The sequence below is a fragment of the Streptomyces sp. NPDC029674 genome (assembly GCF_044903205.1).
GTDB lineage: Bacteria > Actinomycetota > Actinomycetes > Streptomycetales > Streptomycetaceae > Streptomyces.
In genome coordinates, this window is record NZ_JBJDPY010000009.1 from 253,619 (window position 1) to 272,229 (window position 18,611).

An 18,611-nucleotide genomic window follows, 5' to 3' on the forward strand; every position below is an offset into this window, starting at 1 on the left:
GGCACGGCGGTCAGTCGACCGACCTCACATCCATGGCACCCACAGGAGCCCGCTATGCCGAAGGACATCTACCACTGCGCTCAGTGTGAGCAGCACACCCACCTGCACCGCGGGGGCGCGAACTTGCCCTGCAAGTGGTGCGAGGAGCACGCCAAGACGATCCCGTTCTGGCGCTGACTGACTGGTTGCCTGTGGTCCCGGACCTGGTTCCGGGGCTGCGGGGAGCACGGGACAGACCCGCTCCATGCTGACCCGAGAGGACACCCATCGTGGCTCAGAACCAGCTGGACGACGTCGCCGCCCGCATCGTCTCTGCTGCGGCGCAGTTCGCCCCCAGTCACCGCCCGACCGCGGCGCAGAAGGCCGATGCGGCGGCGGTGTTGAGCGAAATGCTTCAGGCGACCGCGATCTACGGCCTGACCTTCGCCGATTTCGACGGTGTCGCCGACTTCCCCCGGATGGCTATTCAGCTCGTCCAGCACCGCGACGCACAGCGCTGATCAACCGCCCCGATGGTCGCAGGCCGGGTTCGACTCCCGGCCGGGGCACCGCCCCGCCGCTCCTGCGGCATGGGGTTGCACATCCCGGACGGTCGCCTCTCACCACCAGGCCACGACCGCCCGGCACGCCCTTTCCCTTCGACATCAGGAGCGCTGCATGCGTGCCTACATCGGCGGTCATCAGGCCGTCTCCATCGACGACTTCATTGAACTGGCCCTCGGCACCCCCGTTGAGCTGTGGCTCGGGGAGGAGGGCGAGACCGAGGAAGAGCGCGCGGCGCGTTTGGACGCGGCGCGCGACATCCTCGCCGACAACCCGGGCATGGCCGACGGCACGGCCCGCGTCGCCGCCGAGGTGATCGAGGCTTACGCGTCGGACCTGTTCAACATCACCCCGCTGTGCCGCCCGGCCTCGCGTCGTGAGGATGCCCGTAAGGCGGCGGCAGCATGAGCACGCTGCCCGCACGTGAGCGGGTCATCGTGTCGTTCCTGGTGGTCGGGGCGCTCGTCATGATGGGCGCGGCAACCGTCTACCTCGTCACCGGTGAACCGGTGTGGCGGTTCCTGGTCGGCGTCGGCGGTGTCCTCCACTTCACCGGTTGGGTGCTGGACATCCGCCCGGGCCGTCAGAGGGGCGGTGCGCGATGACCGCCACCACCGAGCGTGCGGCGGTGCCGCCGCTGACGCGCCCGGAGCTGGGTCTGGCCGGGATCGGCGCGACGGCTGCGGCCGGGGTCGGTTCGCTCGGCTTCATCGCCTCGTTCGACGCGGTGTCGGCCGCCGCGCTGCGCTGGGGCTTCGCCTCCCCGTGGATGCTGCCGGTCGGTATTGACGTGGCCATCCCGGTGTTCACCGTCGCCAACCTGCTTCTGATCCGTATGGATATGGCGCTGGCCTGGGTGCGCTTCGTGCCCTGGGCGCTCACGCTGATCACGTGCGGGCTGAACGTGGCCGCTGGGAACGGCCTGTGGGCCAAGGTCGCGCACGGCACCATGCCGCTGCTGTGGGTGGTGTTTTCCGAGATCGGCGCGCACATCTACGCCGTCCGCATCGGCGCGGTGACCGGCCGTCGGATGGACAAGATCCGGGCCAGCAGGTGGCTGCTCGCCCCGCTGACCACGTTCGCGCTGTGGCGTCGCATGACGCTGTGGGAGATCACCTCCTATGCCGACGCGCTGGCCCGTGAGCGGGAACGCCAGCTGGCCCGCGCGGAGCTGCGCGAGCAGCACGGGCGGCGCTGGCGCTCGAAGACACCACGGCGCTCGCGCGTCCTGCTCAAACTCGGAGAACTCGCCCCGCAGAGCGAGGAGCAGCCGTGCGACGAGCGGCAGGAGCCGGACCCGTCCCACGGCGGCAAGCCCGACCCGCAGCCCCGGCGCAAGCCGCCGGCCACCGCGCGCCGCCGCCCGAACAAGACGGTGCGGCGGGGCCTGGACGAACTGCTGTCTGAGGCTCGCGAGTTGACGGCCGCCTGGTCGGACGCTGAGGTCGACAACGGTGAGGCGCTGCGCAAAGCACTGCGCTGCGGCGCCAAGCCCGCCCGCCAGGTACGCGACGTGCTCACCGCGGAGCGTGCCAGCAAGCCGCTGCACGCCGTCGACACCCCCGCCAGCACGCCGGAGACCGGTGAGGGGGCGGCGGCATGAGCACGCTCTTAGCGGCCCTCACCGCATGCGCTCCGCTCGCCTGCGGGTGGACGGTCCACGTGGCGTGGCTGCGCCGTCGCCTGCACGTGGCGCGGCGCGACCCGCTCACCGGCCTGCGCACCCGTGACGCGTTCACCCACCGCGCCACGAACCTGCTGAAGGATGGGCGGGCCATCGTGGTGCTGGCCGATGTCGACCACTTCAAGCAGATCAACGACCGGCACGGGCACGCCGCCGGTGACGCGCTGCTGAAGGCGACCGCCGATCGGCTGGCCCGCCACGTCGGCCCGTCCGGCGTGGTCGGGCGGCTCGGGGGCGATGAGTTCGCCGCCGTCCTCACCGACCGGCACGGCGCCGCCGCCGATCTCCTCGCCCACCTGCACACCACCCTCGCGGGCCCCGTCGACGGCCTGGACCCGGCGGTGCGCACCACGGTGTCGCTCGGCTGGGCCCGCGCCGCCGACTTCCCCGGCGAGGACCTGTCCGCACTCCTGCGGCGCGCGGATGAGGCCATGTACGCAGCCAAGCAGGAAGCCCGCTCCGGGCTGCGGCGGGCCGGTCTGGGCCGTCTGTTCGCCACGGTCGCCGGACGCCGTTCCGGGCGCCGCGGGGCCCGCACCGATCTGCCCGTGATGGGGGTGGCGGCATGAAGTCACAGCCCCTCGTCGGCGCCGCCATCTTCAACACCGTGATGGAGGCCGCCGGCCACCGCTGCCAGTGCACCGGAGCGTGCGGCAACCCGCACACCAAGGGCCAGGGCCGGTGCCCGCGCGAGCACGACCACTACACCCGCGAGCACCAGGGCCACCGGGTGCGGCTCATCGCCGCGCCCGCCGACCCGCTCACCACGGCCGTGGCCGCCGCCGCGCTGCCCGCCGCCGACCTGGTGGCGTGGTGCCCGGAGTGCCACACCGCCGCCGCGCGCGCGCGCAAGGCCGCCGCCCCGCCCGTCGAGGCGCCGGGCCTGTTCGAGCTGTGACCACCTCCGTAGTGCAAGGGAGATCAGGCATGAGCCTGACGTTCACCGATCTGTTCTGCGGCGCGGGCGGCTCCTCCACGGGCCTGGTCGCCGCCGGATACGAACTGAAGCTCGCCGCCAACCACTGGCAGCGGGCCATCGAGACCCACGCGGCCAACCACCCCGACGCCGACCACCTCATCGCCGACATCAACAACTACGACATGCGCCGCCTGCCCAGGACGGACGTGCTGTGGGCCTCGCCCATCTGCACCGAGATCTCCCCGGCCGGCGGCCGCAAGCGCACCCACGGCCAGCTCGCCCTGGACCTGGAGGAGCACGGCAGCGTCGCGGACGCGGCCTGGGAGCGCACCCGGGCCACCGCCTACGACGTCATCCGCGCCACCGAAGTCCATCGCTACCAGGCCGTGCTGTGTGAGAACGTCCTGGAGTTCGTCGTCGACTGGGAGCTGTTCGACTGGTGGCGCAAGGGAATGGAACTGCTCGGCTACCGCTCCCAGGTCGTGTCCGTCTCCTCCGCCCACATCAGCGGCACCGGCAACCCGGCCGCACCCCAGTGGCGCGACCGGATCTACGTCGTCTTCACCCGCACCGACATCCCGGCGCCCGACCTGCGACCCACCCCGCTCGCCTGGTGCCCCGAGTGCGGGCAGGACGTACGGGCCGTGCAGTCCTGGCGCAACGGCCGACGGGTGGGCAAGTACAAGCAGCAATACGACTACCGCTGCCCGAACACCGCCTGCCGCCACGCCCTGGTGGAGCCCTACGTCCGTCCGGCCGCCTCCATCATCGACTGGACGAACCTAGGGGTGCGCATCGGCGACCGGCCCGCGCACAAGCTGCGCCCGCTCGCCGCGAACACCGTCAAGCGCATCCGCGCCGGCCTGTCCCTGCTCGGAGAACAGCGCATGGTGCTCACCGTCAACCACGGCGGCCACGACGGCCGGGCCACGCCCGCCGACACCGCCCCGCTGGCCGCCCGCACCGTCAAAATCGGCGACGCGGTCCTGGTCCCGGCAGGCGGCACCTGGAACACCACCTCCACCACGACCGCAGAGCCGATGCGCACCCGCCTGGCCAACCCCAAGGGCTTCGAGGCGCTGCTCACCCCGCCGCAGGCCGATGACTCCTTCATCGTCACCCTGCGCCGCAACGCCACCACCCGCCCGGTCTCACAGCCGGTGGACACCGTCACCGGGCAGGGACGGCATCACTGGCTGGTCATCCCCTACCGCAACGCGGCGGCCAAGTCGGCCGCCGAACCGCTGCACACCCTGGGCACGGTCGACTCGGCCGCGCTGCTGGGCCCCGCGCCCGTGCTGGAGGACTGCCATTACCGCATGATCCAGCCGCGCGAACAGCTCCTCGCACAGCGCTTCCCCGACGACTACGTCGTCCACGGCAACAAGGGCGAACAGACCATGCAGGCCGGGAACGCCGTCTCCTGCAACGTCGCCCAATGGGTCGGCGCCCGCGTCGCCGCAGCTCTCGCCCGCACCGCCGCCCACGCCGCCTGATCTCGTACCACAGCCCGCGCGAGCAGCCCATCTCCACAGAGATATCTCTTCGGAGATCGGTTGCGCGCGCGTCCGGCACGAGTATTCAGCGCACGGGCCCGGCCGCCCACCTCTCACAGCACACGGCCGGGCCCGGCATCCCTCACACCCGAAGTGGAAGGGCTCACCAGTGAAACACCCCGACGACGAGAACAAGGAACTGTTCGACTGGCTCGAAGGCGAGTTGGCCCCCGACCCCGACGCCGACCCGGGCGGCAGGGTGGTCGACTTGGAGTCGGCCCGCGCCGCCCGTACCGGGTCGGCCGACCCGTCCCCCGACTCGGGTGCCGACTCGACTGCGGCAGAGTCGACCGACCCTAGGCCGCCCGAGCCGGGGACAGAGTCGGCCGACCCCGACCCCGACAAGGTCGTGATGGTTGACCAGCCCACCCGCGCGACCGGACCGGGCTACCTGGGCCGCCTCATGGGAGCCAAGCGCCGTGAGGTCATCCCCGTCTGGCTGCGCTCCTGGGCAGAGCTGAAGACGGCTACCAGCTGGGTGGCACGCCACTACGCGCACGCTGCCGGGTATCACGCGCTGCGTTCCCCGGTCTACGCCCTGCGCCTGGCCCTTCAGGCCCCGGCCGGGGCAGCGAAGTTCGTCGGCTCCACGATGCGGTGGGTTGCCGACCGTGAGGGCGAACCGGTGCGCCTGGCCGCCGTGCGGCGCGAGAACGCGGGCGAGTACCTGACGCTCTCCCGCCAGCGGGACGGCCGGGTCCGGCTGCGCACGCTGATCACCGTGGTTGGCATGTTCGTCGGGGTCGCCACGGCGCTGGCGATGTACGTGCTGGCTCCGGCGTGGCTTCAGGCCGTGTCGGTGTCGGCTCTGGTCATGGCGCTCGGCTTCAACGGCCGGCGCGCCGATGACCCGGTCATCCACCGCGCGGTGGAGATGCCCAAGGCCGCCAAGCTCACCTCCGACATCGTGCTGCGGGCGCTGGGCTCGCTCGGCATCCCCGCCATCAACCAGGCGCAGGCCAAGGGCCGGGACGGCTTCGAGTTCACCGCCCCGATCACCCGCGACGGGCCCGGCTGGCGCGCGGAGGGCAACCTTCCCTTCGGCGTCACGGTCACCGACATCATTGACAAGCGCGACCGTCTCGCCTCCGGGCTGCGCCGCCCGCTGGGCTGCGTGTGGCCCGAGGCGGTGCCGGATGAGCACACCGGGCACCTGGTGCTGTGGGTCGGTGATCAGGACATGTCCAAGGCCAAACAGCCCGCGTGGCCGCTGGCCAAGTCCGGCACGGTCGACCTGTTCAAGCCGGTCGCCTACGCCACTGACCAGCGCGGACGCTGGACCGAGCTGACGCTGATGTACATCGCCGGGATCATCGGCGCGATCCCGCGCATGGGCAAGACGTTCCTGCTGCGTCTGCTGCTGCTCATCGCCGCCCTGGACCCGCGCGCGGAGCTGCACACCTACGACATGAAGGGCACCGGCGACCTGGACCCGGTGGGCCACGCTGTCTCGCACCGCCACGGCGCGGGCGATGACGACGAGGTCATCGAGTACGCCATCAACGACGCCCGCGCGCTGCGCGAGGAACTGCGCCGCCGCACCAAGGTGATCCGCTCCCTGCCCCGGGACATCTGCCCCGAGTCCAAGGTGACCAGCGAACTCGCCTCCAAGCGCTCTTTGGGCCTGCACCCCATCGTGGTCGCGGCGGATGAGTGCCAAGTCCTCTTCGAGCACCCCAAGTACGGCAAGGAGTTCGAGGAGATCTTCACCGACCTGGTCAAGCGCGGCCCGGCCACCGGCATCGTGGTGCTGCTGGCCACACAGCGCCCGGACGCCAAGTCGCTGCCCACCGGGATCAGCGCGAACGCCTCGCTGCGGCTGTGCCTGAAGGTCATGGGCCAGCTGGAGAACGACATGGTGCTGGGCACCTCCGCCTACAAGCGCGGCGTGCGCGCGACCATGTTCGCCTGGGCCGACAAGGGCATTCACTACCTCGTCGGCGAGGGATCGGACGCGAGCATCGTGCGCTCGGTCTACATCGACGGCCAGGACGCCGAACGCATCGCCGCCCGCGCCCGCGCCGTGCGCGAGAAGGCCGGGCTGCTCACCGGGCACGCGCTCGGGGAGGAGCCGGAGGTGACCGCGAGCGGCTACGACCTGCTCGCCGACATCCTCGCCGTCGTGCCCGCCAAGGAAGCCAAGGTGTGGTCCGAGACCGTCGTGTCCCGCCTCGCCGAACTGCGGCCCGAGGTCTACGAGGGATGGGATCCCGAAGCACTGGCCGCCGCCCTCAAACCGCACGACATCGCCACCATCCAGGTGGGCCGCCGGGTGGACGGCAAGGTCGTCAACCGGCGCGGTATCGACCGCTCCCACCTCACCGCAGCGATTGCGGAGCGTGACGGAAAGCGGGACGCGGGCTGACCCTCCGGGGCCGCTAGCGCTAGCGGCACAGCCCGCTAACGTTAGCGGCCCCGCTAGCGCCCCAAACGGCCACTGATCAGGCCGCTAGCGGATAGCGGCCCACCTGCGGAAACCCCTGAAACCCGCTCGGGAGGCCCCTTGATGACCCCTGCGCTGCTCGCTATCACCCTCGCCGTCGGCGTCACGCTGTGTTACGCGGTGGTGTGTGCATCCTCGCCCTTCGGCAACTGCCGCAAGTGCTCCGGACTCGGCTTCCGGCTGAAGACCGGACGCAACGGCAGGCCCAAGCGCGGCAAGCACTGCCGCCGCTGCAAGGGCCACGGCAAGCGCATCCGCTTCGGCCGCCACCTCTACAACCTGTGCGCCCGCACCTACCGCGCCGGCACCCGCTGACGCCCTCAACGCGAAGTGGCCGACGGTGCCCGTCATGAGACGTACCCCGCTCCGTGCAGGAGCTAGGCGGGCGCAACCGTCGGCCGCCGCCCGAGCTTGCCAGCACCCGGGCGCCTGCCCGTATCCAACCGGCCCACCGACCCACCGTCAAAGGAGATTCCCGTGGCCGTGACCGTCTCGCTGGTCCTGCTCTACGGACTGGTCCTGTTCTTCCTGCTGCGCGGCAAGTCCCTCGGCTACGGATCGGCGTTCGTCGCCGTGATGTTCGGGTTCTTCCTCGCCTCCACCGGCGCCGCCGGACCCATCAACGAACTCACCACCGCCGTCATCGGCGCCATCCCCGACCTGTGAACCCGAAGGGAGCCGCTATGCCTCAGGCCCCGACCCTGATGGCCGCGGGCGAACTGCGTACCGCGCTCGAAGCGCACGCCCGCGGCGACCTGCCCGCCGCCATCGGTGCGCTGATGAGCATCGACGCCACCTCGTGGCAGGCCATCGAACACCGCCTGACCGCCCTGGGAGGCGCCCTGCCGCACCTCCTGAACTCCCTGCGGCAGGAGACCCGGTGAACGGCGACCTGCTCGCGGCCGCCGTACTGGCCACCCCCGGCCTTGTGTTCGGCGCGATCACCCTCACCGGACACGCCGTGGCCCGCCGCCGGGACGCCACGCTCGCCGCCGTGGCGGCCGGCGCGCGCGGCGGGCCCCGGCCGCCCGGAGACCCGCAGCCCGCCCCCGAGCACGGTGAGCCGCCCGGGCCCCTGGCCGCGGTCATCGAGCTGGATCAACACCGCCGCACCCCCACCCACCACACCCCGACACGCACCGGAAAGGAAGCCGCATGAGCGCTGCCCTGTGGCCCGTCGTCGCCCGCATCACCGCCGCTTTGGACAAGGCCAACGGCCGTGACGAACACGAGCTGGCCATGCGCCTGCTGAAGGTCGGCGAGGAGGCCGGAGAGGTCGCCGCCGCCTACATCGGCGCCACCGGCCAAAACCCCCGCAAGGGCACGACGCACGGCCCCGGTGACGTCGCGCGGGAACTGGCCGACGTCATCATCGCCGCCGCCGTCGCCCTGCACACGATCACCGACCACGCCCCGAGCGTCCTGGACGCCAAGCTGCACGCCGCCGCCCGGCACCTCGCGGTCCCCAACCCGAAGGGGCAGTAGGCCATGTTCGAGATCCGCATTATCTGCCGCGAGGCGGAGACCGACACCGTCATCTCGGCACTGGGCAAGGCCTTCAGCTTCGACGGCTACGCCCAACGCCCCGCCCGCGGGTCTGGCCGCGTCCGGCTGTACCTCCAGGCGGTACCGCACGCCCGGCCGGGTGCGCACTGGCCGACGCCGGAGCAGGCGTACAAAAACGCCCCCAGCACCATCTGCGAGATCGGGTGGACCTGCCAGCGAGCCCGCAGCTACGCCCACCAGACCGGGGTCGACCGTGAGTTCTGGCTTCGTAAGGCCGCGGTACTCGACCGCGTCGCGCTCGCCGACGGGATCAACGACGCCGACGAACTGGCCCTCAAAGCCGCCAGGCGCCTGCTCTCCATCGACACCAAGTACGAGGGAGTACCCGGCGCCCCCGACTACGAGAGCCCCGAGAACCTGCGCGGCTACGTCCGCCAGGAATACGCCTACTGGGCCCATACCCACACCACCCACATCCGAGAAGGTGAGTGATCCACATGTCCGCAGGAGAGACCCCGTTGACCGTCATCGGCAACCTGACCGACGACCCCGAACTCCGCTTCACCCCCAACGGCGCGCCGATGGTGAAGTTCACCGTCGCCTCCACCCCGCGCACCTACGACAAGGCCGCCAACCAGTGGCGCGACGGCACGGCAATGTTCCTGCGCTGCACCGCCTGGCGCGACCTTGCCGAGCACGTCGCCGACAGCCTCACCAAGGGCATGCGCGTGATCGTGTCCGGCCGTCTGCGCCAGCACAACTGGCAGACCCCCGAAGGGGACAACCGGTCCATGCTCGGCCTGGAGATCGACGAGATCGGTCCCTCGCTGCGCTTCGCCACCGCCAAGGTCGAACGCGTTCAGCGCAGTGCCCCCGCGCCGTCTGCGGCCGCCGATGCCTGGAACACCGGCACCCCGGCCAACGGCGGTTGGGGCAGCCCCGCCGCAGCCAGCACGGGCTCCGAGCCGAAGTACAGCGAAGAACCGCCGTTCTAGATACGCCCGGGGCGACCGTCTCTCACCACAAGACCACGGCCGCCCCGGCTCCCCTTGTCCCTTCGACAGAACAGGAGACCTCCAGCATGCCCGAACTGGACGGCTCTGCCCAGCTCGCCGCAGCGCTTGACGCAGCGTCGCGCGGCTGGCACGTCTTCCCCCTCATCCCCAACGACAAGCGCCCCTGCATCCGCGACTGGGAGACCCGCGCCACCACCGACCATGAGCGCATCGTCCGGTGCTGGACGCACGCCCCGTACAACGTCGGCATCGCGGCCGGTCCCTCCCGTCTGGTCATCGTCGACCTGGACCGGCCCAAGCACCCGCAGGACACCCCGCCGGCCGATTGGGCGGCGCACGGCGTCAGGGACGGCACCGATGTGCTCGCGGTGCTCTGCGAGCGCCACGGCCAGCCGTTGCCCGCCGACACGTACACGGTGCGCACTTGGAGCGGCGGCATCCACCTGTACTTCGCCGCACCCGAGGGTGAGCCGCTGCGCAACACGGCCGGGGACAGCGCCCGCGGGCTCGGCTGGAAGGTCGATACCCGCGCCGTCGGCGGACTCGTGGTCGGCGCGGGCAGCACTTTCACCGGGCGCCCCTACACGGTCGCCCGTGACGCTGCGGTGGCTGCGCTGCCCAGCTGGCTGACCGAACTGCTGCGCCCCGCCCCGCTGCCCCCGCAGCGCCCGGTCACGGTGCCGCTGACCGCCCGCGACCGGCGCGGCAGGTTCCTGACCGCCGCGCTCAACGGCGAGTTGGCCCGTGTCATCGGCTCCGGCGAGCACGAGCACAACACCGCCCTCTACATCGCGTCTGTCGCCCTCGGGCAGCTGGTCGCGGGGGGCGAGCTGGATGAGCACGACGTGACCGAGCAGCTCGTTGCGGCCGGACTCAGCGTCGGCCAGGGCGAGCGCGAGGCACGCCGCACCATCGCTTCTGGCCTGCGGGCCGGAGCCAACCGCCCCCGAAGGGTCGCGGCATGAGCACCAACCCGATTCCCCCGCTGCACCTGTACTCCGTGCCTAGCGACCCCGCCGCGGCCCCGCGCGAGTTGCCCAAGCGGGAGCGCCCGCGCACCGCGTGGACCGCGGATCAGCTCATGGCCGCGGACTTCCCGGAGCCGAAGTGGGCTGTGCCGGGCATCCTCGCCGAGGGTGTCAATCTGCTCGCCGGCCCGCCGAAGGTGGGCAAGTCCTGGCTCTCCCTCGGGCTGGCTCTCGCGGTCGCCTCCGGCGGGCAAGCCTTCGACACATTGCCGGTTGACGGCGGACCGGTGCTCTACCTCGCTTTGGAGGACACCCCGCGCCGTTTGCAGACCCGTATGGGCAAGATGCTCGGAGGGCAACCGGCCCCGGCTGGGCTGACGCTGGTCACCGAATGCCCGCCCTTCCCGCAGGGTGGCAGCGAGGCCATCGCCAACTGGCTGGAGCGCAACCCGGACGCCCGCATGGTCGTCATCGACGTGTTCGCCAAGATGCGCGGGCAGTCCCCGCAGGGCGTGTCCGCTTACGACGCGGATTATGTGGCCGTCGGCTACGCGAAGCGGATCGCCGATCACTACGGCGTCGCTGTGGTGCTCGTCCACCACGTCCGTAAGGCAGGCTCGGACGACTTTCTGACCGAGGTGTCCGGTACCAACGGGATCGCCGGAGCTGCGGACGCCACGCTCGTGCTGAAGCGGGCACGCGGACAGGCGGACGGCATCCTGCACGTGACCGGACGCGACGTCGACGAAGCCGAGTACGCGCTTCAGTTCCAAGCCGCCTCCGGTTCCTGGCAGATGCTCGATGGGCCGGTCACCGACCACACCATTGGCGACACCCGCGCGGCCATCCTGCGGCACGTCCGGGAGAACCCCGGCGCCCGACCCAAGGACGTCGTGGCCGCGCTGCCGCAGCTCGATGCCGAGAACGTCCGCCGCACCTGCTCGCGCATGGCCGCGGACGGACAGCTGACCAAGGACGCCGGGGGCCGGTACTACCCGGACACCGAGACCCGGACACAAGGCACACCGGGGGTGTCCCAGCTGTCCGACTGTCCCAGTACCCCCACTGACCTGCACGAAGAGGTGGGACAGCCCAGATCGGGACTGTCCCACCTGTCCGACTCCGCCGCGCGATCGGAGGGTACTGGCCGTGGCGCGTGACGAGATGCTCACGATTTCCCAGGTCATCGCGGAAATCGGAGTACCGCTGTCGACCTTCTATCGCTGGCGACAGCAGAGGAAAGGGCCGAAAGCGATCAAGCTCCCGAACGGTGCCGTGCGGATTCGCCGCTCGGAATTGGAGCGCTGGATTGCCGCTCTGGAGGAAGCCGCGTGACCCACCGCAAGACCAGCGCAGCGCAGGGCGCCCGCAATAGCGAGCGCCCTGCCGCACCTGAAGAGCTTACCCTTTCCACTGACGTCCGCATCTGGAAGATCAGCAAGATTTCCAGTAAATCGGCTCCCTATCAACTGCGTTGGGTGGTCGCTGGGAAGGTTTGCCATGCAACCTTCGCCACGACAGCGCTAGCGGAAAGTCGTCGGTCGGATCTTTGGAAAGCCATGCGCAAAGGCGAGGCTTTCGACGTGAAGTCCGGTCTCCCTGAGTCCGAGATACGGCAAGCGCAAGCGACCGAAGCGGCAAAGGCTGAGGCAAAGTCCGATCCCACGTGGTGGGAGTTCTCACGCGAGTTCATGAAGCGTCGATGGCGGACTGCGGCAGCAAAGACGCGGGAAGGGTTCGCAGACAGCCTTGCCGCGGCAGCGCTGGGCATGCTCGCCGATAGGCCTGATGCGCCGGAACTTAGGGCGGTCCGGAGGGCCGTGCGATGGGTTGTCGTACCGGTCCACGCGGACCAGGAGCCCCCGCCGGACCTTGAAAAGGTCTGCTCATGGCTCGGGGAGAACTCCCTTCGTCTGTCCTCGCTGAAGGGGTCTGCCATCGCTGAGGACGTCCATTACCGGCTCGCCTACAAGCTTGACGGAAAGTTGGCAGCCAAGGACACCTATAAGCGCCGCCGTCGCTGCTTCAACTCGGCCATGGCGTACGCGATCCAGAAGGGGTATCTGGACGAAAACCCGATTGCTGGATTGGAACGCCCGGCCACTGCCGCAAGCGGACCGATCGACCCGCGAATCCTCATGAATGCCGTACAGGGGTGCGAATTCCTGACGGCAGTCTCATACGTGGGATCGGTCCACCGCAACCGGGGGAGACGCCTGGTCGCGTTCTTCGGCTGCATCCTCTACGCGGCGATGCGCCCGGCGGAAGTCGTGGCATTGCGGATAGATGATTGCCACCTGCCGGAGACGGGATGGGGCGTGCTCACCCTTCGGGAAACACGTCCGGTATCGGGCAAGAAATGGACCGACTCCGGCCAGCGTCACGACAAGCGCGGACTGAAGATGCGGGACCCCGAGGCGGACCGGCCGGTGCCGATCCCGCCCATTCTGGTGGCGATGCTCCGGGCGCACGTGAAGGAGTTCGGGACAGCGGCGGACGGCCGGGTGTTCCAGAACGAGCGGGGCGGTCTGGTGGGCACGTCCAGCTACTGGCGCGTGTGGGAGGAAGCTCGCCCCCTGGCGTTCCCGCCCCACAAGGTGGCCTCACCGCTCGCTGGGAAGCCGTACGACGGCCGGGCGACGTGCATCACGGACTGGCTCCGCTCAGGCCTCCCAGTGGCAGAGGTGGCCAGACGCGCCGGCACTTCGCCGGAGGTCATTGACCGCCACTACGCGGGCTGTCTCGACAACAGCGAGGAGGAGGACAACAAGAAGATCGAAAGGACCATGGGCTGGTAGGGAACTCTTCGCATGAGTGTGCGGCCCGGAAGCCGCACACTCACTGGCGATCCAGCCATTCCGTTAGGTCCTTCAGCCTGGGGAATACATCGGTTTTCATTCCTTGTGGGAGGTGGGCGGCACCGAGGACATGAGACGCATAGCGTTCGGTTACGACGACGTCGCAGTACGGTACCGCGATGCTCAATGCGTCGATGTCGAAGATGTCGTTGGACTCCCATGACCTTTGGCGGTTACGGTGCGCCGCTTCCACGAGAGTTGCATGGACGTCGGCGCTTGGCATGGAGTCTGCGAAGGCTCTCATCGATTCCCTGCTCGTGGCTACTTCGTCAAGGTCTCTGCCGCGGTCAATGAGTGCCTGCACGAGCGTGTCTATGATTTCGTTGGTAATGTATCGGACCCGTACGACGTCGCGCAGGCGGTGCCAATACTGCGGATCATTGTCGAGACGTTCGGCTTGCTGGCGCTCTGCTTCTGCTCGCTTTTCAGCGATTCTCTTAGCGACTGTCGGGTCCCACCCGTTTGCCTGGAGGTCTGACACTTCTGCGTCAGTGGGCCCTCGTAGCACGGAGCGCTCAAGATGGGCATTGGCATTTGCCAGCATCAGATCAAAAGCTGCGGGCCCCTCTGGCCACGCTTCGCGGGTTCTGTCGGTGACATCAACAGAACCTGAACGAATATGCAGACCTCCGCGCTTACCCATGGCATGGCCAATTCCGTGTCCCAGCAGCTCGATGTCTGCAATGTGGGGTGACCCAGTGGCGAACATCTGGTCAAGTGCTGCCTCCACCTCCAGTCGCGCGATGTGCGAGTGGGGCAGCAGGGTCGTGAAACCGGAGACTTCTTCCATGACCTTGGCGATGTCGGCTCGCTGGCGAGGGGCCTGGATCCCCGACATCTCCATGTAGTGAGTCAGAGACAGGGGGAAAATGTACAGCCCCGAACGGGCCGCATCTCGCACAGCCGTCAGCGCTGACTGGTAGGGCCCTCCGGTCGGATGTCCTGTATCGGCCTTGGCCAGACTGATCCAATGGTTGAGGTCTAGATAGACGAGGCGCTGTCCCGTCTGAGGTCGAACCAGGTGAACGGGCCAGGCGTATGCGGGGGTTTGCCGTCGTGCCATGGCGGCCATTCTGGCAACTCCAAGGCCGCGCCCGCCGCCAAATATGAGCGGGCGGGTCCTGGCTCGCGACGAAGCAGGCCTGCCGTCCGCGTGTGGCTCACACGCCCCTCACACACAAACCGTGAGAGACAGTGAGAAAGGGCGGGAGTCAGTGAGACTGGCTCCCGCCCTCTTCTGTCAGCATCCGCCCTGGTCAGGCCACAACTTCAACTTTTGACCGGCGAGTGCCCCCGGCAGGATTCGAACCTGCGCACACGGCTCCGGAGGCCGTTGCTCTATCCCCTGAGCTACGGGGGCGTATCGGCGCGGGTTGCGCGGCGACGGGTAGAACCCTACCAGCTCTTCGGGGCTCCCTATGAACAGGTATTTCCGTGCTCACGGGGCGGCCCGGGAAGTGCCTCCCGTCGTGGCGGGCGGTGGGCGCCGCCGGCTTGCTCGTGCGCGGTGGAAGTGGGGAAAACCGGGACGCGGTGGCGGGGTCGGACCTACTCTCGAGTTGTGCCAGGCGTGCCCGGCCGCGTGCTTGTTGTGGACGACAACAAGGTCATCCGGCAGCTGATCAGGGTCAACCTCGAGCTGGAGGGCTTCGAGGTCGTGACCGCGGCCGATGGTGTCGAATGCCTGGACATCGTGCAGCAGGTTCAGCCCGATGTGATCACCCTCGATGTCGTGATGCCCCGGCTCGACGGACTGCGGACCGCCGCCCGGCTCCGTGCCGATGCGCGTACGCGTGATCTGCCCATCGTCGTCGTCAGCGCCTGCACGCAGTACGAGGTCGAGAGCGGCCTGGAGGTCGGGGTCGACGCCTTCCTCGCCAAGCCCTTCGAGCCGAACGAACTGGTCGATGTCATACGGCAGTTGGTGTTTGGGGGGCGGGGGATGGAGAGGGGCGAGGACGGAGGGCCGGGTCGGCTTGACTCTGGCTGTGGGGTCCTGGAGGCGGTCGAGTACCGGGGCAGTGGTTGTGGCGGTGGCGTTGGTGGTGGGGGCGGAGGCGGCGGTGTCGGCGAGACCGAGCGCGCCGCGCAGTCCGGAGGCTGACTCTCCGCGCGGCCCGGGGGCTCACTCTCTGCGCAGCCCGGAGGCTCACTCCCCCGCGCAGTCCGGGGAGCTCCCTCCTCGCGCAGTCCGGTGGCTCCCTCCTCGCGCAGTCCGGAGGCTGATTCGTCCTCGTACCTGTTTGCGTTCTGTCCCGTGCCTGTTCCGCCTCAGCCCTGGACGTGACCCGCCCCCCCACAACCTCACCCCAACAGAGCCCCTCCCATAAGCAGCCCGAACCCCACCCCACGCGACCGCCCCCGTCCACATCCCGGACCATCCGAGAAACCGACTCGCGTCCCCACCCCCCTCCTCCCATACGCTTGTCCCCGTGACCCCCGTCGAGCTTTCCCGCACCGTCCTGCGCGCCATGCGCCAGGCCGTCGATGCCGGTGAGCTCCGCGTGGACGTGGACGTGGACGCGGAAGCGGGGCACGGCGTACGAGGCGTACGAGTAGAGCGGCCCCGCCCCGGCGGGCGCGGCGACTACGCCACCAACGTCGCCCTCCAGATCGCCCGCTCCGCCGGCCGGCCCCCACGGCAAGTGGCCGAGGTGCTGTCGCCGCGGCTCGCCGCCGAGCCCGGGATCGCCCGGGTCGACATCACCGGGCCCGGGTTCCTCAACATCACCCTCGCGGGCGCCCGCGACGAAGCCCTCGTGGCGCTCGTGCGCGAGATCCTGGAGCGCGGCCACTGCTACGGGCACGTGCACCCCGACACCGGCGCCCTCGCCCAGATCCACGTGCCCCGTGAGATCCGGGCCGTCGTCGTCGCCGACAGCGCCCGCCGCATCCTGCGCTCCCAGGGCGTCCTCGTCCGCGTCACCTGTGACGACGCGCCCGACCCCGCCTGGACGGACGCTCTCGACGTACTCGACGTGCGCGTCGACGCCCACGGACGGCCACCCCAGCCCCTCCCGACCCTGCGCCCCGTCCCCGCGGAGGGTGCACGAGAGCCCCACCCCGTCCTCCGCCTCGGCCGCGACGCCGCCCGCTGGGCCCTGCTCCACCCCGCCCCCCACGACCACCCCCGCATCACCCCCGAGCAGGGCGGCGACCAGCACCTCGTGCAGCGGGAGAGCAACCCCCTCTTCCGCGTCCGGTACGCCCACGCCCGATCCCGCGCCCTGACGCGCAACGCCGCCGACCTGGGCTTCACCGCCGCTCCCGGCAACCTCGCCGCCCCCGGCGACACGGACGCCCCCCACCACTGCACCACCCCCCGCAACACCACCCCCCACAACACCACCCCCACCCCCCTCCTCGACGCCCTCGCGGCTCACCCCGCCGTTCTCGCCTCTGCCGCGCGCCACCGCGCCCCGGACCGCCTCGCCCGGCACCTCGTCGTCACCGCCGACGCCTTTCTCGCCTTCCAGAGCGCCCCACAAGGGCAGGTACTCCCCGTCGGCGACGAGAAACCCTTGGCCGCCCACCGCGCCCGGCTCGCGCTCGCTGAAGCTGCCGGGACGGTGCTTGCCGGTGGCCTGGCCCTGCTCGGTATCAGCGCACCCGACCATCTGTGACATGTGAAAGACGAGACGACACAGCCATGAGCCGTTCCGCACATCCCGCCGGACCCCGCCACGCCGACGTACTGCCCGAGGGTCACTACAGCGCTCCGCCCGCCGACCTCAACGCCCTCGATCCGAAGGTCTGGGCCCGCACCGTCACCCGTACGCCCGAAGGCGTCGTCAGCGTCGGCGGCATCGAAGTGACGCGGCTCGCCGAGGAGTTCGGCACGCCCGCGTACTTCATCGACGAAGCCGACTTCCGCGCCCGCTGCCAGGCCTGGCGTGACGCGTTCGGCGACGACGCCGACGTGTTCTACGCGGGCAAGGCGTTCCTGTCCCGCGCCGTCGTGCGGTGGCTGCACGAGGAAGGGCTGAACCTCGACGTGTGCAGCGGGGGCGAGCTCGTCACCGCGCTCGACGCCGGGATGCCCGCCGAGCGCATCGCCTTCCACGGGAACAACAAGACCCCGGACGAGATCGAGCGGGCGATCGACGCCGGCGTCGGTCGCATCGTGCTCGACTCCTTCCAGGAGATCGTGCGCGTCGCGCACATCGCCGAGCGGCTCGGCAAGCGGCAGCGCGTGCAGATCCGCGTGACCGTGGGTGTGGAAGCGCACACCCATGAGTTCATCGCCACCGCACACGAGGACCAGAAGTTCGGCATCGCGCTCGCGGGCGGGCAGGCCGCCGAGGCCGTGCGGCGTGCGCTCAAGCTCGATGGGCTCGAGCTCATCGGCATTCATTCCCACATCGGGTCGCAGATCTTCGACATGGCCGGGTTCGAGGTGTCCGCACGGCGTGTCGTGCAGCTGCTCGCCGAGGTGCGGGACGAGCACGGCATCGAACTGCCCGAGATCGATCTCGGGGGCGGGCTCGGCATCGCGTACACCTCGGACGACGACCCCCGCGAGCCGCACGAGATCGCCAAGGCGCTCAACGAGATCGTCACGCGGGAGTGTGCGGCCGCGAAGCTCGCCACCCCCCGCATCTCTGTCGAGCCGGGGCGCGCCATCGTCGGGCCCACCGCCTTCACGCTCTACGAGGTCGGCACCATCAAGCCGCTCGAAGGGCTGCGTACGTACGTGTCCGTGGACGGCGGCATGTCCGACAACATCCGCACCGCGCTCTACGACGCCGAGTACACCGTCGCCCTCGTCTCCCGCTCCTCCGACGCCGAGCCCGTCCTTGTGCGCGTCGTCGGCAAGCACTGCGAGAGCGGGGACATCGTCGTGCGGGATGCTTTCCTCCCGGCGGATCTCGCGCCCGGGGACCTGATCGCCGTACCCGCGACCGGTGCGTACTGCCGCTCGATGGCGAGCAACTACAACCACGCGCTCCGTCCGCCCGTCGTCGCCGTCAGGGACGGCGGGGCGCGGGTGATCGTGCGGCGTGAGACGGAGGAAGATCTCCTGCGCCTCGACGTCGGATGACGGAAAAAATGAAATACATGTCTCAGGATCCGGACAATGGACAGAAAGTCTGTTCCGGTGGGTGAGACTGGTTCCAC

24 protein-coding genes and 1 tRNA gene are annotated in these 18,611 nt (G+C 69.9%); 23 read left to right on the plus strand and 2 right to left on the minus strand.

Going from position 1 to position 18,611, the window contains the following annotated elements; all coding sequences use genetic code 11:
- Nucleotides 1-54 precede the first annotated feature (54 nt).
- The 20 genes from ACI2L3_RS23080 to ACI2L3_RS23175 all read left to right on the plus strand — a co-directional run bounded on the left by ACI2L3_RS23080 (nt 55) and on the right by ACI2L3_RS23175 (nt 13,433).
- Nucleotides 55-177 (plus strand): hypothetical protein, encoded by a 123-nt coding sequence (locus ACI2L3_RS23080; protein WP_404754265.1) that lies wholly within the window; start codon nt 55-57, stop codon nt 175-177.
- A 92-nt stretch (nt 178-269) separates the two neighbouring features.
- The gene (locus ACI2L3_RS23085) at nt 270-500 is read left to right on the plus strand and encodes a hypothetical protein (RefSeq protein WP_404754266.1); all 231 of its coding nucleotides are present in this window, start codon (nt 270-272) and stop codon (nt 498-500) included.
- Between the two features lie 157 nt (nt 501-657).
- Complete coding sequence (locus ACI2L3_RS23090; protein ID WP_404754267.1) at nt 658-951, plus strand: hypothetical protein; 294 nt, start codon at nt 658-660, stop codon at nt 949-951.
- Nucleotides 948-1,148: a hypothetical protein gene (locus ACI2L3_RS23095; protein WP_404754268.1), complete on the plus strand. Its 201-nt coding sequence runs from the start codon at nt 948-950 to the stop codon at nt 1,146-1,148. Before ACI2L3_RS23090 ends, ACI2L3_RS23095 begins: the two co-directional genes overlap by 4 nt.
- Entirely contained in the window at nt 1,145-2,146 is a 1,002-nt protein-coding gene (locus ACI2L3_RS23100) for a DUF2637 domain-containing protein (protein ID WP_404754269.1), read from the plus strand. The genes ACI2L3_RS23095 and ACI2L3_RS23100 overlap by 4 nt, the downstream gene beginning before the upstream one ends.
- Complete coding sequence (locus ACI2L3_RS23105) at nt 2,143-2,796, plus strand: GGDEF domain-containing protein (protein ID WP_404754270.1); 654 nt, start codon at nt 2,143-2,145, stop codon at nt 2,794-2,796. Before ACI2L3_RS23100 ends, ACI2L3_RS23105 begins: the two co-directional genes overlap by 4 nt.
- Entirely contained in the window at nt 2,793-3,125 is a 333-nt protein-coding gene (locus tag ACI2L3_RS23110; protein ID WP_404754271.1) for a hypothetical protein, read from the plus strand. The genes ACI2L3_RS23105 and ACI2L3_RS23110 overlap by 4 nt, the downstream gene beginning before the upstream one ends.
- Before the next feature lie 29 nt (nt 3,126-3,154).
- A complete protein-coding gene (locus ACI2L3_RS23115) occupies nt 3,155-4,642 on the plus strand; it encodes a DNA cytosine methyltransferase (RefSeq protein ID WP_404754272.1) in 1,488 nt (495 codons plus the stop codon).
- Nucleotides 4,643-4,811: 169 nt separating this feature from the next.
- Complete coding sequence (locus ACI2L3_RS23120; RefSeq protein ID WP_404754273.1) at nt 4,812-7,067, plus strand: cell division protein FtsK; 2,256 nt, start codon at nt 4,812-4,814, stop codon at nt 7,065-7,067.
- Between the two features lie 141 nt (nt 7,068-7,208).
- Complete coding sequence (locus tag ACI2L3_RS23125; protein WP_404754274.1) at nt 7,209-7,460, plus strand: hypothetical protein; 252 nt, start codon at nt 7,209-7,211, stop codon at nt 7,458-7,460.
- 162 nt (nt 7,461-7,622) lie between these two features.
- Complete coding sequence (locus ACI2L3_RS23130) at nt 7,623-7,811, plus strand: hypothetical protein (RefSeq protein WP_404754275.1); 189 nt, start codon at nt 7,623-7,625, stop codon at nt 7,809-7,811.
- 17 nt (nt 7,812-7,828) lie between these two features.
- A complete protein-coding gene (locus tag ACI2L3_RS23135; RefSeq protein ID WP_404754276.1) occupies nt 7,829-8,029 on the plus strand; it encodes a hypothetical protein in 201 nt (66 codons plus the stop codon).
- Complete coding sequence (locus ACI2L3_RS23140; protein WP_404754277.1) at nt 8,026-8,304, plus strand: hypothetical protein; 279 nt, start codon at nt 8,026-8,028, stop codon at nt 8,302-8,304. Before ACI2L3_RS23135 ends, ACI2L3_RS23140 begins: the two co-directional genes overlap by 4 nt.
- On the plus strand, nt 8,301-8,630 hold the full coding sequence (locus ACI2L3_RS23145) for a MazG-like family protein (protein WP_404754278.1): 330 nt from the start codon (nt 8,301-8,303) through the stop codon (nt 8,628-8,630). The genes ACI2L3_RS23140 and ACI2L3_RS23145 overlap by 4 nt, the downstream gene beginning before the upstream one ends.
- Nucleotides 8,631-8,633: 3 nt before the next feature.
- Entirely contained in the window at nt 8,634-9,143 is a 510-nt protein-coding gene (locus ACI2L3_RS23150) for a hypothetical protein (RefSeq protein ID WP_404754279.1), read from the plus strand.
- Nucleotides 9,144-9,148: 5 nt separating this feature from the next.
- Nucleotides 9,149-9,646 (plus strand): single-stranded DNA-binding protein, encoded by a 498-nt coding sequence (locus ACI2L3_RS23155; protein WP_404754280.1) that lies wholly within the window; start codon nt 9,149-9,151, stop codon nt 9,644-9,646.
- Nucleotides 9,647-9,732: 86 nt separating this feature from the next.
- Nucleotides 9,733-10,632, plus strand: coding sequence for a bifunctional DNA primase/polymerase (locus ACI2L3_RS23160; protein ID WP_404754281.1), 900 nt, complete (start codon nt 9,733-9,735; stop codon nt 10,630-10,632).
- Nucleotides 10,629-11,795: an AAA family ATPase gene (locus ACI2L3_RS23165; protein WP_404754282.1), complete on the plus strand. Its 1,167-nt coding sequence runs from the start codon at nt 10,629-10,631 to the stop codon at nt 11,793-11,795. The genes ACI2L3_RS23160 and ACI2L3_RS23165 overlap by 4 nt, the downstream gene beginning before the upstream one ends.
- On the plus strand, nt 11,779-11,970 hold the full coding sequence (locus tag ACI2L3_RS23170; RefSeq protein ID WP_404754388.1) for a helix-turn-helix transcriptional regulator: 192 nt from the start codon (nt 11,779-11,781) through the stop codon (nt 11,968-11,970). Before ACI2L3_RS23165 ends, ACI2L3_RS23170 begins: the two co-directional genes overlap by 17 nt.
- Nucleotides 11,967-13,433: a tyrosine-type recombinase/integrase gene (locus ACI2L3_RS23175; RefSeq protein ID WP_404754283.1), complete on the plus strand. Its 1,467-nt coding sequence runs from the start codon at nt 11,967-11,969 to the stop codon at nt 13,431-13,433. Before ACI2L3_RS23170 ends, ACI2L3_RS23175 begins: the two co-directional genes overlap by 4 nt.
- Nucleotides 13,434-13,473: 40 nt before the next feature.
- Here ACI2L3_RS23175 and ACI2L3_RS23180 read toward each other — a convergent pair whose 3' ends face one another.
- Nucleotides 13,474-14,556 carry a hypothetical protein gene (locus tag ACI2L3_RS23180; protein ID WP_404754284.1) on the minus strand — a complete coding sequence of 361 codons (1,083 nt, stop codon included), beginning with the start codon at nt 14,554-14,556 and terminating at the stop codon, nt 13,474-13,476.
- A 225-nt stretch (nt 14,557-14,781) separates the two neighbouring features.
- A tRNA-Arg gene (locus ACI2L3_RS23185) sits at nt 14,782-14,853 on the minus strand.
- Between the two features lie 201 nt (nt 14,854-15,054).
- On the opposite strand from ACI2L3_RS23185, the gene ACI2L3_RS23190 reads away from it, so the two are divergent.
- The 3 genes from ACI2L3_RS23190 (at nt 15,055) to lysA (ending at nt 18,534) form a co-directional block, all read left to right on the plus strand.
- Nucleotides 15,055-15,597, plus strand: coding sequence for a response regulator (locus ACI2L3_RS23190; protein WP_404754285.1), 543 nt, complete (start codon nt 15,055-15,057; stop codon nt 15,595-15,597).
- A 328-nt stretch (nt 15,598-15,925) separates the two neighbouring features.
- Nucleotides 15,926-17,116 (plus strand): ArgS-related anticodon-binding protein NrtL, encoded by a 1,191-nt coding sequence (gene nrtL, locus ACI2L3_RS23195; protein ID WP_404754286.1) that lies wholly within the window; start codon nt 15,926-15,928, stop codon nt 17,114-17,116.
- Between the two features lie 26 nt (nt 17,117-17,142).
- Nucleotides 17,143-18,534 (plus strand): diaminopimelate decarboxylase, encoded by a 1,392-nt coding sequence (lysA, locus tag ACI2L3_RS23200; protein WP_404754287.1) that lies wholly within the window; start codon nt 17,143-17,145, stop codon nt 18,532-18,534.
- Nucleotides 18,535-18,611: the final 77 nt, after the last annotated feature.

Bases quoted from the DNA above. Each gene is read 5' to 3' on its own strand.
- ACI2L3_RS23080 (WP_404754265.1), top strand. From the start codon at position 55: ATGCCGAAGGACATCTACCACTGCGCTCAGTGTGAGCAGCACACCCAC.
- ACI2L3_RS23090 (WP_404754267.1), top strand. From the start codon at position 658: ATGCGTGCCTACATCGGCGGTCATCAGGCCGTCTCCATCGACGACTTC.
- ACI2L3_RS23095 (WP_404754268.1), top strand. From the start codon at position 948: ATGAGCACGCTGCCCGCACGTGAGCGGGTCATCGTGTCGTTCCTGGTG.
- ACI2L3_RS23100 (WP_404754269.1), top strand. From the start codon at position 1,145: ATGACCGCCACCACCGAGCGTGCGGCGGTGCCGCCGCTGACGCGCCCG.
- ACI2L3_RS23105 (WP_404754270.1), top strand. From the start codon at position 2,143: ATGAGCACGCTCTTAGCGGCCCTCACCGCATGCGCTCCGCTCGCCTGC.
- ACI2L3_RS23110 (WP_404754271.1), top strand. From the start codon at position 2,793: ATGAAGTCACAGCCCCTCGTCGGCGCCGCCATCTTCAACACCGTGATG.
- ACI2L3_RS23115 (WP_404754272.1), top strand. From the start codon at position 3,155: ATGAGCCTGACGTTCACCGATCTGTTCTGCGGCGCGGGCGGCTCCTCC.
- ACI2L3_RS23125 (WP_404754274.1), top strand. From the start codon at position 7,209: ATGACCCCTGCGCTGCTCGCTATCACCCTCGCCGTCGGCGTCACGCTG.
- ACI2L3_RS23135 (WP_404754276.1), top strand. From the start codon at position 7,829: ATGCCTCAGGCCCCGACCCTGATGGCCGCGGGCGAACTGCGTACCGCG.
- ACI2L3_RS23145 (WP_404754278.1), top strand. From the start codon at position 8,301: ATGAGCGCTGCCCTGTGGCCCGTCGTCGCCCGCATCACCGCCGCTTTG.
- ACI2L3_RS23150 (WP_404754279.1), top strand. From the start codon at position 8,634: ATGTTCGAGATCCGCATTATCTGCCGCGAGGCGGAGACCGACACCGTC.
- ACI2L3_RS23155 (WP_404754280.1), top strand. From the start codon at position 9,149: ATGTCCGCAGGAGAGACCCCGTTGACCGTCATCGGCAACCTGACCGAC.
- ACI2L3_RS23160 (WP_404754281.1), top strand. From the start codon at position 9,733: ATGCCCGAACTGGACGGCTCTGCCCAGCTCGCCGCAGCGCTTGACGCA.
- ACI2L3_RS23165 (WP_404754282.1), top strand. From the start codon at position 10,629: ATGAGCACCAACCCGATTCCCCCGCTGCACCTGTACTCCGTGCCTAGC.
- ACI2L3_RS23180 (WP_404754284.1), bottom strand. From the start codon at position 14,556: ATGGCACGACGGCAAACCCCCGCATACGCCTGGCCCGTTCACCTGGTT.
- lysA (WP_404754287.1), top strand. From the start codon at position 17,143: ATGAGCCGTTCCGCACATCCCGCCGGACCCCGCCACGCCGACGTACTG.